Raw genomic sequence first — 13,576 nt, 5'->3', positions numbered from 1 at the left:
AGGTCATCCGGCATGTTTGTTACTGTTTGAGCAGGTGTGTATATGAAGTAATCCTGCTCATCAGTACGGCGATGCGGATATGCAATCCGGCATGTCTGCGGCTGTTTGAGCTGGTGTGTATATGAAGTAATCCTGCTCATTGGTACGGCGATGCGGATGTGCAATCTGGCATGTCTGCGGCTGTTTGAGCTGATGTGATTGGGGTAATCTAGACCCTCGTCGTTCGGCAGGGCCTGTTGGCGCGCTCTATTGTCTTTCTGGACAATATGCCTTGAAAAGTGCGCTGGATATCCCCATTTGAGGCAATCTCATGAGGGGAGAAAGTGACAGCTTTCGGCCCGATAATTTAAAGGATTGATACCATGGTTGCGGTTCGCGATATTCATTTGAAAGACAACTTCACCTTGGAAGAGTGGGTCAGCTCGCTCTCCTTGAGTGACAGTGAAAAGGATCAACTGCGAACCGTCTATCAGTATTGTCTGACGCTCGGTGACGAGGCGCTGACCAGCAAGCTGCTGGTACGCGGCATCGAAATGGTGGGCATCCTGCAGATGCTCAGCATGGATATCGGTACTCTCAAAGCGGCCATCATCTACCCCTTCGTCGAAGCCGGTCTCATCAGCCAGGAGCGGATGGACGAGGATTTCGGCTCCAAGATCGCCAAGCTGGTGGAAGGGGTGCTGGAGATGGAGGCCATCCGCTCCCTGCAGACCCTCCATCGCAGCGAAACCTCGCCGGAGCAGGTCGACAACGTGCGTCGCATGTTGCTCGCCATGGTCGAGGATGTGCGCGCCGTGGTGATCAAGCTGGCGGAGCGGATCGCCTGCCTGCGGGAAGCGAAGACGGCAGATGAAGAGACCCGGGTGCTGATGGCCCAGGAGATCACCAACATCTATGCGCCGCTCGCCAACCGTCTGGGCATCGGCCAGCTCAAGTGGGAGCTGGAAGATCTTGCCTTCCGTTACCTGCACCCGGATACCTACAAGCAGATCGCCAAGCAGCTCGACGAGAAGCGGCTCGACCGCGAGCGCTATATCCGCGAGTTTGTGCAATCCCTGCGTAATGGCCTGAAAGAGGCGGGAGTTGACGCCGAGGTGTACGGTCGGCCGAAACATATCTACAGCATCTGGCGCAAGATGCAGAAGAAGCACCTCGAATTCAACGAGTTATTCGACGTGCGCGCGGTGCGGGTAGTGACCAAGCGGTTGCAGGATTGCTATGCGGCGCTCGGCATAGTCCACACCCAGTTCCACCACATTCCCCGCGAGTTTGACGACTATGTCGCCAACCCCAAACCCAACGGTTATCAGTCGATCCACACCGTAGTGGTGGGGCCTGAGGGCAAGACCGTAGAGATCCAGATCCGTACCGACCAGATGCATCAGGATGCCGAGCTCGGCGTCGCGGCGCACTGGCGCTACAAGGAAGGGGCTCAGGCTGGCGGCAAGGCCAACACCTTCGAAGACAAGATCGAGTGGCTGCGCAAGCTGCTCGCCTGGCAGGAAGATCTCTCCGAGAGTGGCTCCCTGCTGGAAGATCTGCGCAGTCAGGTGTTCGAGGACAGAGTCTACGTCTTCACCCCGAAAGGGGATGTCATCGACCTGCCGGCTGGCGCTACCCCGCTTGATTTTGCCTATCACGTCCACAGCATGATCGGCCACCGCTGCATCGGCGCCAAGATTGACGGCCGCATCGTGCCGTTCACCTACGCGCTGCAGACCGGCGATCAGGTGGAGGTGATCACCCAGAAAGAGCCGAACCCGAGCCGCGACTGGATGAACCCCAACGCCGGCTTCCTGCGCTCCAGCCGGGCGCGGGCCAAGGTGGCGACCTGGTTCAGAAAACTGGATCGGGACAAGAATATCGTGGCTGGTCGCGAGCTGTTCGAGAAGGAGCTGGATCGCCACAACCTCAGCATGTCCAAGATCGACAAGGGCAACATGCTGCGCCGCTTCAATCTGGAGAGTACCGACGATCTGCTGGCCGGTATCGGCAGCGGCGATATCCGCATCAACCAGGTGCTCAACTATCTCGACACCTGTTACAACAAGCCGACGGCGGAAGAGGAAGATCGCCGCTTGCTGGAGAAGCTGGAGCAGAAGGCCAATGCGCCGATGCGCCACAAGCCCAAAGACCACATCGTGGTGGAAGGGGTCGGCAACCTGATGACCCATATTGCCCGTTGCTGTCAGCCCATTCCGGGGGACTCCATTCAGGGCTTTATCACCATGGGGCGTGGCGTTTCGATCCACCGGGAAGATTGCGAGCAGTTGAAAGAGCTGTCACGGCGCAACCCCGAGCGGCTGATCGATGCGGTGTGGGGGGAGAACTACTCCGGTGGCTACGGCCTAACCATCCGGATCATCTCCAACGATCGCTCCGGCCTGCTGCGCGATATCACTACCGTGCTGGCCAACGAGAAGATCAATGTGATGGGGGTGCGTTCGCGCTCCAACGTGCGCGAGCAGACCGCCGAGATCGACATGGAGCTGGAGATTTACAACATCAACGCCTTCAACCGGGCGTTGGCCAAGCTCAGTCAGCTTAACGATGTGATCAGCGCCAAGCGGCTTTGATATCGAACCGACCGGCCCCAGTGGCCGGTCTGCATTTACGACCCTTTTTGAACGAATTGAAAGCGAATATCCCATGTCTCAACGTTACGATCTGCCCCAACTGCTTGACATGAGATTGCTCGGCTGCGCGGCCTGATGTCGCTTCATCCCCATTTAACGAATCGAAAGTGAGTAGCCCATGTCTCAACGTTACGATCTGCCTCAACTGCTCGACATCATGGCTCGTCTGCGCGATCCGCAAAACGGCTGTCCCTGGGATCTGAAACAGGACTTCCAGACCATAGTGCCGCACACCCTGGAAGAGGCCTACGAGGTGGCCGATGCCATCGAGACCGAAGATTGGCAGGGGCTGAAAGGGGAGTTGGGCGACCTGCTGTTTCAGGTGGTGTTTTACGCCCAGCTGGGTAAAGAGCGGGGCTTGTTCGACTTTGCCGATATCGTCGATACGGTGAGTGAAAAGCTCATTCGCCGTCATCCCCACGTTTTTTCCGATGCAGATCTCTCCAACGAGCAGGCGGTAAAAGCGAACTGGGAGGCGGAAAAGGCCAAAGAGCGGGCGGCCCTCGACAAAGAGAGCGTGCTGGACGATATCCCACAGGCGCTGCCTGCCCTGACTCGCGCCGCCAAAATTCAGAAACGCTGCGCCACCGTCGGCTTTGACTGGAAGACGCTGGGGCCTGTGGTGGACAAGATCCACGAAGAGATCGACGAGGTGATGGAAGAGGCATTGATGGCCGATGTGGACGAGGCGCGGGTGAGCGACGAGCTCGGCGACCTGCTGTTTGCCACCGTCAATCTGGTGCGTCATCTGGGCAAGGATCCGGAGCAGGTACTGCGAGGTGCCAACGCCAAGTTCGAACGTCGTTTTCGTCAGGTTGAGCAGATAATCGCCGCAGAAGGCTTGAAAATGACCGATTGCACCCTCGAAAAGCTCGATGCCGCCTGGGATAAGGCGAAGGAAACCGAGCAAAGTTGATTTGGCGCAAGATGGGGGGGCGGTGAGCCTGATAGATTTTTGCTCATTGTTTGGGAGAGGGGTTTTTGGTATACTGTTTCCCCGTCCTGCTTCATCCCCGAAGCACCCCTTAAAATTCCCTAAACTTCTTTCAGGTTCAGCATGACGACCAAATATATTTTTGTTACTGGTGGCGTTGTTTCATCCCTCGGCAAAGGCATTGCCGCAGCTTCTCTGGCAGCCATTCTGGAAGCCCGTGGTCTGGATGTGACCATCATGAAACTGGACCCGTACATCAACGTGGATCCGGGCACCATGAGCCCGACCCAGCATGGTGAAGTGTTCGTAACCGAGGACGGGGCCGAAACCGATCTGGATTTGGGCCACTACGAGCGTTTCATCCGCACCAAGATGACCCGTCGCAACAACTTTACCACCGGCCGTATCTACGCCGACGTACTGCGTAAAGAGCGTCGTGGTGACTATCTGGGCGCCACCATTCAGGTTATCCCGCACATCACCAACGCCATCAAGGAGCGGGTGATTGCCGGTGCCGAAGGCCATCAGGTTGCCATCGTCGAAGTGGGCGGTACCGTAGGTGACATCGAGTCCCTGCCGTTCCTCGAAGCCATTCGTCAGCTGGCTGCCGAAGTGGGCCGCAACAACGCCATGTTCATGCACCTGACGCTGGTTCCTTACCTGGCTGCTGCCGGTGAAGTGAAGACCAAGCCGACCCAGCACTCCGTCAAAGAGCTGCTCTCCATCGGTATCCAGCCGGATGTGCTGATCTGCCGCTCCGACCGTGCCATTCCGGCCAACGAGCGCGCCAAGATCGCCCTGTTCTGCAACGTGCCCGAGCGCGCCGTCATCTCCATGAAAGACGTCGATTCCATCTACAAGATCCCGGCACTGCTGAAATCCCAGAATCTGGACTCCTACTTCACCGAGCGTTTCGGTCTGGAGTGCAAAGAGGCTGATTTGTCCGAGTGGGAACAGGTTATCTACGAAGAGGCCAACCCGACTGGTGAAGTAACCATCGGTATGGTCGGCAAGTACGTCTCCCTGCCGGACGCTTACAAGTCCGTCAACGAGGCGCTCAAGCACGGTGGTCTCAAGACCCGTCACTCCGTCAACATCAAGTACATCGACTCTCAGGACATCGAGACCCGTGGCGCCGAGCTGCTGGAAGGTCTGGACGCTATCCTGGTGCCGGGTGGCTTCGGTGAGCGCGGTGTGGAAGGCAAAATTCTGGCTGCCCAGTATGCCCGCGAGAACAAGATCCCCTACCTGGGTATCTGCCTCGGCATGCAGGTTGCCATGATCGAATTCGCTCGCAACGTGGCGGGCATGGAAGGGGCTCACTCCTCCGAATTCAAGAAAGATTGCGCATACCCGGTCGTCGGCCTCATCACCGAGTGGGTGGATGAAGAGGGCAACGTCGAGACCCGTACCGAGAAGTCTGATCTGGGCGGTACCATGCGTCTGGGTTCCCAGCTCTGCCACCTGGTCGAAGATTCCAAAGTGCGTCAGATGTACGGCAGCCCGACCATTTACGAGCGTCACCGTCACCGTTACGAAGTCAACAACAAGCTGCTGCCGCAGATTGAAGCGGCAGGTCTGAAAGTGACCGGTCTCTCCGCCGACAAGAAGTTGGTGGAAATCATCGAGATCCCGGATCACCCCTGGTTCGTGGCTGCGCAGTTCCACCCGGAGTTCACCTCTACTCCCCGTGATGGCCACGCTCTGTTCGCCGGTTTTGTGAAGGCGGCAGGCGAGTATCAGAAGCGTAATTTGAAGTAATTGAAAATAAATGCGGTTGGGGCACTGTGCCACAGCCGCTTTTTTTGGCATATTTTTGTTGTTTTTTTACGAAACCTGAGGAAATACACATGTCCAAGATCGTTAAAGTGATCGGTCGTGAAATCATCGACTCCCGTGGTAACCCGACCGTTGAGGCCGAAGTTCACCTGGAAGGTGGTTTTGTTGGTATGGCAGCCGCTCCGTCTGGCGCGTCCACCGGTTCCCGCGAAGCGCTGGAACTGCGTGACGGCGACAAGAGCCGTTTCCTGGGTAAAGGCGTGCTGAAAGCCATCGAAGCCGTAAACGGCCCGATCGCTCAAGCTCTGCTGGGTAAAGATGCCAAGGACCAGGCCACCGTTGACCAGATCATGATCGACCTCGACGGTACCGAGAACAAATCCAAGTTCGGCGCCAACGCCATCCTGGCTGTTTCCCTGGCGAACGCCAAAGCTGCCGCTGCTGCCAAAGGCATGCCGCTGTACGCCCACATCGCCGAGCTGAACGGCACCCCAGGTGTTTACTCCATGCCGCTGCCGATGATGAACATCATCAACGGTGGTGAGCACGCCGACAACAACGTCGACATCCAGGAGTTCATGATCCAGCCGGTTGGCGCCAAGACCCTGAAAGAAGCCGTACGCATGGGCGCAGAAGTGTTCCACAACCTGGCCAAAGTGCTGAAGTCCAAGGGCTACAACACTGCAGTTGGTGACGAAGGTGGTTTCGCTCCGAACCTGAAATCCAACGCCGAAGCGCTGGAAGTTATCGCTGAAGCCGTTGCCGCTGCCGGTTACAAACTGGGCACCGACATCACCCTGGCTATGGACTGCGCTGCTTCCGAGTTCTACGACGCAGAGAAGAAAGAGTACAACCTGAAAGGCGAAGGTCGTGTCTTCACCTCCAACGGTTTCTCCGACTTCCTGGCTGACCTGACCACCAAGTTCCCGATCGTCTCCATCGAAGATGGCCTGGACGAATCTGACTGGGAAGGTTTCGCCTACCAGACTGCTGAACTGGGCAAGAAAATCCAGATCGTGGGTGACGACCTGTTCGTAACCAACACCAAGATCCTGAAGCGCGGTATCGACAACGGCATCGCCAACTCCATCCTGATCAAGTTCAACCAGATCGGTTCCCTGACCGAAACTCTGGCTGCCATCAAGATGGCCAAAGACGCTGGCTACACTGCCGTCATCTCCCACCGCTCCGGTGAGACCGAAGACGCGACCATCGCCGACCTGGCTGTTGGTACCGCTGCTGGCCAGATCAAGACCGGTTCCATGAGCCGTTCTGACCGTGTTGCCAAGTACAACCAGCTGATCCGTATCGAAGAAGCTCTGGGTGCCAAAGCTCCTTTCCGCGGTCTGAAAGAAGTTAAAAACCAGGCTTAATTTACTGGTTTGCCAGCCTCGGCTGGAATGAAAAAAACCGGAACCCTTGGGTTCCGGTTTTTTTATGCCTGATCCTTGCCACAACGGCCTGAGAGGCGCAGGCGTTGTGGCTCTGGTCTCAGGTCAGACAAAGGGGAGCGTGCGCTGATAGCGCCCTGCATGCGCCTTGAAGCCCAGCTTTTCAAACAGGGCGATAGAGCGGACGTTATCTGCATCGATATCTGCGGTGAGGCAGGCGACTCCCAGTGTGCTGGCGTGAGCGAATAGCAATCCCAGCGCTTCTGACATAAACCCTCTGCGCCAATAGGCCGCATTGAGCAGGCAACCCACCTCGCAGCTGTGGCCCGCCTCGTTGAAACTGTGCAGGCCGCAGGTGCCGATGACCTTGTTGCCCTCCCGCTCGACAATCGCCCACTCCAGCGACTCACCCGCTTGCTCCAGCCGCACTACGCTCGCCATCATCTGCGCCACCATGGCGGGAGAGGTAAAGCAGGGATCAGAGGCAAACTCCATGGTCAGTGGATTGCCATAAATCTCGAACAGATCGGCAGCATCCTGCGGGCCAATGGTGCGCAGCACAATCCGTGTGCCGGTTAAGTCGGGCTTCATAAATCTCCTTGAGCACATTCGCTAAACCGTGATTGGCTGTGATTGCAAATGGAGTCAGACACTGACTGGTGATAATTAGACCTGAGCAAACAGGATATGAACGAGTTAGAGCACATCCGTCACAAAGTACTGCACCACCTCTGTCAAGTCATGCCTCAGATACTCTTGCGTGTGAGGTTGCTCAAAGTGATATTTGAAATCATCTTCGCTGTTAAACCTTTCCCACAGTAAGAAACGGCTCTTATCATCTAAACATTGATGAAGTGTGAAAATAGAGCAACCAGGCTCTTTTAGAGTCTCTTCGCAAAGTTCTTTCAAGTGTTGGCGAGCTTTATCGATGTTTTCAGGAACTTTGACCTTTAGCTCGGCAGTAATGTAATAACCGGGATTAAACATAAATGACTCCTTTCTGTGGAATCTGTACGCTAATCCCTCGAGTTCACTCTAGGTCAAGCATTTTTTGGTCGTAGGCATCTATTTTGTAAAGCACAATATTCAGTTCACCATTGAGTCTTGCGATCTCTTGTTCAAGGTTGGTTTTATGAGCGACAAGCAAAGACTTCCTTTCTGACAAGGTTGTAGAGCCGGCTTGGCGTAGCTTGGCAAATGACTTTATTTCGGCTAGCGGCATTCCGGTAGACTTTAAACGTTTAATCCAGGTTAACCATTCAATATCTGTTTTATCGAAAAAACGTTGGCCGGATTCATTTCTACGGATATTCAGTAACAGTCCTTCTTTCTCATAATATCGCAGTGTATGAATGGAAATATTTGTCATCTCTGCGACTTCAGAAATCTTCATGATATCTCCATGAAATTTTATACAAGGTTAATCTATGGAATAATGAAAGTTTTGGGATGAACTAAAAATGGAGCTGGTTACGCATGGTTTTTAAGTGCTCTGTTATTTTTTAGTCTAGCATCGATATTATTCGAAAAATCTGAAAAGCCATCCAAGTCAAAAGGGGCATAGATTTTCTTGCGACTGTTGGTGCGAATAACCAGGCAATTTACTATTAGTAACATTTCCATGCTCACGCCGACCATCTCTGCATATGGTATGGAGACTATCCGAAAGAAGCGGTTTCTACCTACCACATCATCACTTCTTAATTCGACAGAAAACAATCTGGAGGCTTGGGCCATTGCGAACAATACAACGAAGCATGCTAGCAGGATTTTTAAATATTGGTAAAAGAGCCAATAGCCCAACTCCATGTCGAGTTGGGTTTTGTATGTACTGAGGACAACAAACCCGGCAAAAATCAATGTGATAAATATAAAGAACCGCTTACTCATGGAGAGTAATGGTTGTTGCCAATTTAATGAATATTTCATGGTTTATTCCAACTGGATAAAAATAAAATTCACTTAATAAGCGAATGACAGAGGATCCCCACCTCGTCAGAAACGTTTGCTATAGCGATAGTGGATTTTTCGGCCGGTTTATTCGCAATTGTCCAAATACGCTTCGCTATTCTAATCTACTGGCAATATAACTCTCAATTATAAATATTTACTCTAACATTTTTACTTTACGAGCCATCAACTGCGATCTGCTTAACAAGATCTCGTAGTATTTTTCACATGGCTTAATGTCAATGAAGCGATAGAGCTCTCGTCCAGCTTTAGTTAGAAACTCAGTGCGATTTTCACGATGTCCATTCAACGTCATTGCAAACCTATAGCTACCATATTCGATTAGATAACGCTCATTCTTGGTAAAATGGAATTGTTGCTGAGGTTGTATCAAACCAAGGTCTTGAAGATGGCGAATATCAGACTCTCTTATTCCGCTGTTTTCGATATGTTTGTTAAGTGATGAGTATTTAAAACGCAATAACTCACCGTTAACATGAAAAAGAAACTGACAGTAACGATTAAATAAATTTATATCATTGTTGCTTAGAGATTGCAGGACAAGCAATGTAGCTCTACTGCACGCTTCTGGTTCCAAAACCTCACCCGCAAGTATTTTAGCCCAAAGATTTTGGACATTTTCTATAGAAACATCTTGGCATTTATCAAAATAGAACGACAACCAATCAGCATCTAATGCTACACCATCAGCAATATCATTATTATCAAGGTAGCTAATTGATTTGTCGACAATGCCTTCGATATTTTCTTGTCGCCGCGTCTCTTGTGTTGAAATCCGTCGAGCAGCCCTAATAGCAAGTGCATCAGACTCTGCTTTAGCCATAATAACGAGTGAATCAGATTCAGCTATAGCTTTTCGGCGAATTCTTGTCGGCTCATATAAAACACCAATTGTGTTACTGATCGCATCAATCAACTTACATGCAGGTTCAGATAGAGCTTTTAAATCAATAAGACTTGTTTCTGTCATTATTACTACCACCAAGTATCGATTATCTAGTATTTATAATGCCATTGTTCAGCGGCGTCATTTTTTAGCTAAGTGGAGAAGAGTGTGTCCGGAGTAGGTCCTTCAAGGCCGGAACGAACTGAAATTTCTGGTTATGAGTTTTGCTGGCGGCTAAACAATTTGGCCCAAAAGCCTTTTTTCTCGTGCTTCATCGCATCTTCGATGAAATCTATGTTGGGTTTCCGTCTATCGGACTCTTCTATCAGATCCATCACCACATTGCCGGAGCTTGTATAGGTGGTGAGATGGTACTGGTCTGTTTCGTAGCACTTGCCGAATAGATCTTTGAAGATATCCTTCCAGACCGAGTAATACTTCATGCATTGCTTCTCAGTACCGAACATCACCCCGTAGTTTCCAACGACAAGCGCATGGGTTATCTGCTTACGCTTCCCATTTTCATCTTTCGCTTTGGCTATCTGCTCTGCATCCAGCGCCACTAATACGAGGTCATCTTTCATTGGAGATCCATAGATTCATAACAGTGATTAGATAGAAGGTGGTACTAACACATTAATACCACCTTCTATCTAACTCCACTCCTGCCCGATATGACACTCCGCAAATTATATTTTAAATCAATTGGTTAAGTCCCTGCCTCTGAAGCTGGTCGTATTCGATGGACCTCTTCTTTTTACACAACAATTGCGACTGTATAGAAAATCAGTATGACGTTGGTCATGGCAAGCGTTGACATGGCTACCGCCCCTGAATTTCAGCCTCCAGTCTGCTGCGGTTCACCAAGGGGATGGGATTGGCATGGCTCATGGGAGACTCCGACGAGGCAATTGTTGCCAAATGGCAATATTAACCATGGCGCTGTGGAGAGAAAGCTCAATATTGAGATTTTCTGTGCAAGATCAATAAATTAATCAAATGTCACCCACGATTGATGACGCGCCGAGATAGCGTGAACAACCCTTCTTGAACTATCACCATGGAATATTCATGGTCATATCTGGCTTGAACCAGCATAAAACTCTTTGTTATTGTCCGCATCCCCCGCTGAAATAGCTTATTTATCTATAAATCAACAAGATAGCATTATGCGGTGGTGTTGCGGGGGCATCTGCTATCGGGAAGGAGAGTTATGAAGTCGCAGTTCAAAGTGGCGCTGGCCATGTTGGCCCTGTTCGTCGTCCAAGGCTGCACAGCCCCGGATTCATCCACCAAGCGCAATGTACCCGGCCCGGTGCTGACCGTGCATTACGAAAGTGCCCCCCTTATCCCCGTCACTATCGCTGGTGAGCAGTACCAGTTTTTGCTCGATACCGGGGCCAGTATCACCTTTATCGATCGTCGTCTGGCCAGCCGCTTCAAGGCGCTGACCTTAAGCGAATTGCCCAGGGCCTATCAGGCTGATTTTGCTACTGTGAGCAGCGTTTCGAGCCAACTGGGCAGCGAACAGCTTGGCTTTGTTAAGCCGCAGCCCTTCTCGCTGGGATCGGTCACCATTGATGACAGCGATCTGTGGGCAACCGTTGATTTCGATCTTTTCTCCCAGTCTCTTGGCAGCCGTATCGATGGCATCCTCGGGATCGACACCATCCGCCGTTTCAACTGGGTGTTTGATCGCGACAGGCATCAGCTCACGGCTTCGCTGACGGCACCGTCGGCAGCTACGTTCGAGCGTTGCATCGGCTATGAAGACAGCTACAACCGCTCACCGGCAGTGTATCTGACCCACGGCGAGAGCAGCGTGCGCATGTATCTGGATACCGGGGCCGATCAGAGCTATGCCGACCATGCCTTTATCGACTTTATGGCGAGCCAGAAGGCGATCTCTGGCGAAGATGCGATGCCACGCAAAGGGGTGGACGCCAGCGGTATGGTGGAGGGGCGTGACCATATCCTCACCGGCCTGCACTTTGATGAGCGCCAGCTCGGTGAACTGCGGGTGTCGGAAAACAGCAATGAGCAGTATGGTCTGGGGCTGGATTTTGTTAACCGCTTCAATCGCTTTGCGATCATGCCCGGGCGGATGATGCTCTGCTACGACGCTGACAGCCTGGCGCGCAAAGTGCCGCCAGTCCTGCGCAATATCGGGGTGCGCTTTGATGGCGAGCATCTGCAGGTCTACTACAGCGACGAACGGGATCTGGCCCCCTATGGTCTGGCCAACGGCGACATTCTGGAACAGATCAACGGGGTGGCTTATCGTCCCCTCGAGATCGACAAGGTGCGTGAACTGCTCAGCACCAGCAAGCCGGGGTCGCTCAAGTTGCGAATTGTGCGAGAAGGAAAACCGCTGGATATCGCCATCTAGTCAAGGTGGGGCGGCAAGACGAGCCGCCCCTATGAGCCTCAGCCCTTGGTCGGATTTTCCATGCAGGTGAGGGTTGGCTGACCGTAACGCTCCAGCGTGGCGTCGTCCCCCTTGGTGAAGAAGGTGAGGTTTTGCCCTTCATAACGGGCGCCGCTGGCGCTGGGGGCTTCATAGGCGAGCACTTGTTGCTGCTTGTCGCCCTCGCTAAGGTTGATCACCGCGGCGGGCAGCTTGGCATCGTTATAGAAGTAGGTAGAGAGAGTGACGTTCTTGCCGCACTTGTAGTTGACTGGTGCCGGCACCATCAGCTGGCCGCCGCTGATCTGCAGTTCGGTGATCCGCAGCAGGTAGTTATCCTCCACACACTGGCGCAGATCCTGCCCCTTCCAGCAGTCGTTGCGACCCTTGATCCAGCCGCGCTGCATGGCGCGCTCTGTCTTGAGCTGTTCGGGAGAGAGTGCGGCAATCGCCTTGGGATAGAGGGCCGCCAGTTCGTTATCAAGGGCGGCCAGTCCGGCATCCTTGCAGATCAGGTTTTCGACCGACCCGGAGGCTTTGGTGCAGTCAAAGGAGGGGGTTGCGGCGCTGGCCAGCAGAGGGGCAAACAGCAGGGTGGCAAGCAAGGTCTTGTTCATCGATAGATTCCAGCAATGAGAGGGCATATCTGCCTACTACAGCACACTCTACAGGGCAATGCAGCAGGGACGCCGAGCCCACTTGCACTGCTAAATGGCTGCCAAACGGAAAAACCCGACACTCCTGGCCGGAATGTCGGGTTTTTTGTTGCCGCGATAAAGGGGGAGGCGGGTTGCCCGGTCGATCAGGCCAGCGCCAGTTGCTGACTGCGGGCGCGCCACAGCCGCTCGTGGAAGAAGAACACCACGGTATTGATGGCCGGTTCGATCATCGCCATCACGCCGCCGGTGAGCAGCTCGCCGCTCAGCAGGAAGGCCACCCCGAAGGCCACCGAGAAGTGGACCACCGCGAAGCTGCTGGTCTTGGCCTGCAGGCTGTGATTTGGCTTGAGCTTGTGCCAGCCAAGGTCATGAAAGTAGAAGGCGACCGTGTTGACGGCAGGCTCGATCAGGGCGATCAGGCTAGCGGTCAGCAGTTCACCTGTCAGCAGGTAGGCCACGGTAAAGGCGACACCGAAGTGCAGGATGGCAAAGCTGATGGTCTTTTTCATGATGGCGGCTCCCTCTGTTGATGATGAGAGTATCTGCCGAAATGAGATTAAATGAAAACTATTCTCATCTATTGCCAGAATAGAGAGAACCTATCAACGGGCGAGTGGCCGGTGTGGTTCAGCGGTTGCCAATCGCAGCCAAGGCGATAAAGTACAGGTTCTTCACACTTGCCCATGAAAAAGGATCTTTCATGAATATCAATGCCACCCTGCTTGGCCAGTTCATTGCGTTGCTGATGGTCATCGTCGGCGTCATCGCCTGGCGACTGGCGCGCCGCAAGAGCGAGCATCCGGCGCTGGTCACCCTTATCTGCTCCCTGCTCTGCCTGTTCCCGCCCTTTGGCCTGCTGGCCCTGTTGCTGGTTGCGCTGAAACAGGATCTGCCTGTCCGCTCATAGGGCGCG

14 protein-coding genes are annotated in these 13,576 nt (G+C 53.3%); 6 read left to right on the top strand and 8 right to left on the bottom strand.

What is annotated here, in order from left to right:
• The first annotated feature begins 362 nt into the window (after window positions 1-362).
• The 4 genes from relA to eno all read left to right on the top strand — a co-directional run bounded on the left by relA (window position 363) and on the right by eno (window position 6,722).
• On the top strand, window positions 363-2,576 hold the full coding sequence (gene relA, locus AB5Z05_RS10485; RefSeq protein WP_005335588.1) for a GTP diphosphokinase: 2,214 nt from the start codon (window positions 363-365) through the stop codon (window positions 2,574-2,576).
• A 178-nt stretch (window positions 2,577-2,754) separates the two neighbouring features.
• On the top strand, window positions 2,755-3,552 hold the full coding sequence (gene mazG, locus AB5Z05_RS10480) for a nucleoside triphosphate pyrophosphohydrolase (protein ID WP_043821669.1): 798 nt from the start codon (window positions 2,755-2,757) through the stop codon (window positions 3,550-3,552).
• 141 nt (window positions 3,553-3,693) lie between these two features.
• On the top strand, window positions 3,694-5,331 hold the full coding sequence (gene pyrG / locus AB5Z05_RS10475) for a glutamine hydrolyzing CTP synthase (protein ID WP_005335584.1): 1,638 nt from the start codon (window positions 3,694-3,696) through the stop codon (window positions 5,329-5,331).
• Window positions 5,332-5,420: 89 nt separating this feature from the next.
• Window positions 5,421-6,722: a phosphopyruvate hydratase gene (gene eno / locus AB5Z05_RS10470; protein WP_005335583.1), complete on the top strand. Its 1,302-nt coding sequence runs from the start codon at window positions 5,421-5,423 to the stop codon at window positions 6,720-6,722.
• Between the two features lie 123 nt (window positions 6,723-6,845).
• Here the strand turns inward: eno and AB5Z05_RS10465 are convergent, their stop codons facing one another.
• The 6 genes from AB5Z05_RS10465 to AB5Z05_RS10440 form a co-directional block, all read right to left on the bottom strand.
• Window positions 6,846-7,331 (bottom strand): GNAT family N-acetyltransferase, encoded by a 486-nt coding sequence (locus AB5Z05_RS10465; RefSeq protein WP_368151409.1) that lies wholly within the window; start codon window positions 7,329-7,331, stop codon window positions 6,846-6,848.
• 105 nt (window positions 7,332-7,436) lie between these two features.
• Window positions 7,437-7,727, bottom strand: a complete 291-nt coding sequence (locus AB5Z05_RS10460; RefSeq protein WP_181269196.1) for a putative quinol monooxygenase — start codon at window positions 7,725-7,727, stop codon at window positions 7,437-7,439.
• Between the two features lie 43 nt (window positions 7,728-7,770).
• On the bottom strand, window positions 7,771-8,133 hold the full coding sequence (locus tag AB5Z05_RS10455) for a MerR family transcriptional regulator (protein WP_368151407.1): 363 nt from the start codon (window positions 8,131-8,133) through the stop codon (window positions 7,771-7,773).
• A 77-nt stretch (window positions 8,134-8,210) separates the two neighbouring features.
• Window positions 8,211-8,669 (bottom strand): hypothetical protein, encoded by a 459-nt coding sequence (locus AB5Z05_RS10450; protein ID WP_368151405.1) that lies wholly within the window; start codon window positions 8,667-8,669, stop codon window positions 8,211-8,213.
• 178 nt (window positions 8,670-8,847) lie between these two features.
• Window positions 8,848-9,681, bottom strand: a complete 834-nt coding sequence (locus AB5Z05_RS10445; RefSeq protein ID WP_201907631.1) for a DUF2806 domain-containing protein — start codon at window positions 9,679-9,681, stop codon at window positions 8,848-8,850.
• A 131-nt stretch (window positions 9,682-9,812) separates the two neighbouring features.
• Window positions 9,813-10,181, bottom strand: coding sequence for a hypothetical protein (locus AB5Z05_RS10440; protein ID WP_164536121.1), 369 nt, complete (start codon window positions 10,179-10,181; stop codon window positions 9,813-9,815).
• 629 nt (window positions 10,182-10,810) lie between these two features.
• Here AB5Z05_RS10440 and AB5Z05_RS10435 point away from each other — a divergent pair.
• A complete protein-coding gene (locus AB5Z05_RS10435) occupies window positions 10,811-11,986 on the top strand; it encodes an aspartyl protease family protein (protein ID WP_368151403.1) in 1,176 nt (391 codons plus the stop codon).
• 38 nt (window positions 11,987-12,024) lie between these two features.
• On the opposite strand, the gene AB5Z05_RS10430 is transcribed toward AB5Z05_RS10435, so the two are convergent.
• Together AB5Z05_RS10430 and AB5Z05_RS10425 are read right to left on the bottom strand one after the other, a co-directional pair.
• A complete protein-coding gene (locus AB5Z05_RS10430) occupies window positions 12,025-12,621 on the bottom strand; it encodes an MliC family protein (protein ID WP_368151401.1) in 597 nt (198 codons plus the stop codon).
• A 185-nt stretch (window positions 12,622-12,806) separates the two neighbouring features.
• Window positions 12,807-13,172, bottom strand: a complete 366-nt coding sequence (locus AB5Z05_RS10425) for a DUF2061 domain-containing protein (RefSeq protein WP_042084552.1) — start codon at window positions 13,170-13,172, stop codon at window positions 12,807-12,809.
• A gap of 191 nt (window positions 13,173-13,363) precedes the next feature.
• Here AB5Z05_RS10425 and AB5Z05_RS10420 point away from each other — a divergent pair, with 191 nt between their 5' ends.
• Entirely contained in the window at window positions 13,364-13,570 is a 207-nt protein-coding gene (locus AB5Z05_RS10420; protein ID WP_139428643.1) for a hypothetical protein, read from the top strand.
• The last annotated feature ends 6 nt before the right edge of the window (window positions 13,571-13,576 follow it).

The sequence above is a fragment of the Aeromonas sp. R2-4 genome, from assembly GCF_040908365.1.
GTDB lineage: Bacteria > Pseudomonadota > Gammaproteobacteria > Enterobacterales > Aeromonadaceae > Aeromonas > Aeromonas veronii.
Note: the sequence above shows the minus strand (reverse complement) of the source record. Positions and strands in the feature narration are given on the sequence as shown.

Excerpts from the sequence above, each read along its gene's own strand:
- AB5Z05_RS10445 (WP_201907631.1), bottom strand. The coding sequence starts at position 9,681 with ATGACAGAAACAAGTCTTATTGATTTAAAAGCTCTATCTGAACCTGCA.
- AB5Z05_RS10430 (WP_368151401.1), bottom strand. The coding sequence starts at position 12,621 with ATGAACAAGACCTTGCTTGCCACCCTGCTGTTTGCCCCTCTGCTGGCC.
- AB5Z05_RS10455 (WP_368151407.1), bottom strand. The coding sequence starts at position 8,133 with ATGAAGATTTCTGAAGTCGCAGAGATGACAAATATTTCCATTCATACA.
- AB5Z05_RS10465 (WP_368151409.1), bottom strand. The coding sequence starts at position 7,331 with ATGAAGCCCGACTTAACCGGCACACGGATTGTGCTGCGCACCATTGGC.
- AB5Z05_RS10420 (WP_139428643.1), top strand. The coding sequence starts at position 13,364 with ATGAATATCAATGCCACCCTGCTTGGCCAGTTCATTGCGTTGCTGATG.
- AB5Z05_RS10450 (WP_368151405.1), bottom strand. The coding sequence starts at position 8,669 with ATGAAATATTCATTAAATTGGCAACAACCATTACTCTCCATGAGTAAG.
- eno (WP_005335583.1), top strand. The coding sequence starts at position 5,421 with ATGTCCAAGATCGTTAAAGTGATCGGTCGTGAAATCATCGACTCCCGT.
- relA (WP_005335588.1), top strand. The coding sequence starts at position 363 with ATGGTTGCGGTTCGCGATATTCATTTGAAAGACAACTTCACCTTGGAA.
- AB5Z05_RS10440 (WP_164536121.1), bottom strand. The coding sequence starts at position 10,181 with ATGAAAGATGACCTCGTATTAGTGGCGCTGGATGCAGAGCAGATAGCC.
- mazG (WP_043821669.1), top strand. The coding sequence starts at position 2,755 with ATGTCTCAACGTTACGATCTGCCTCAACTGCTCGACATCATGGCTCGT.
- AB5Z05_RS10425 (WP_042084552.1), bottom strand. The coding sequence starts at position 13,172 with ATGAAAAAGACCATCAGCTTTGCCATCCTGCACTTCGGTGTCGCCTTT.
- AB5Z05_RS10435 (WP_368151403.1), top strand. The coding sequence starts at position 10,811 with ATGAAGTCGCAGTTCAAAGTGGCGCTGGCCATGTTGGCCCTGTTCGTC.
- pyrG (WP_005335584.1), top strand. The coding sequence starts at position 3,694 with ATGACGACCAAATATATTTTTGTTACTGGTGGCGTTGTTTCATCCCTC.
- AB5Z05_RS10460 (WP_181269196.1), bottom strand. The coding sequence starts at position 7,727 with ATGTTTAATCCCGGTTATTACATTACTGCCGAGCTAAAGGTCAAAGTT.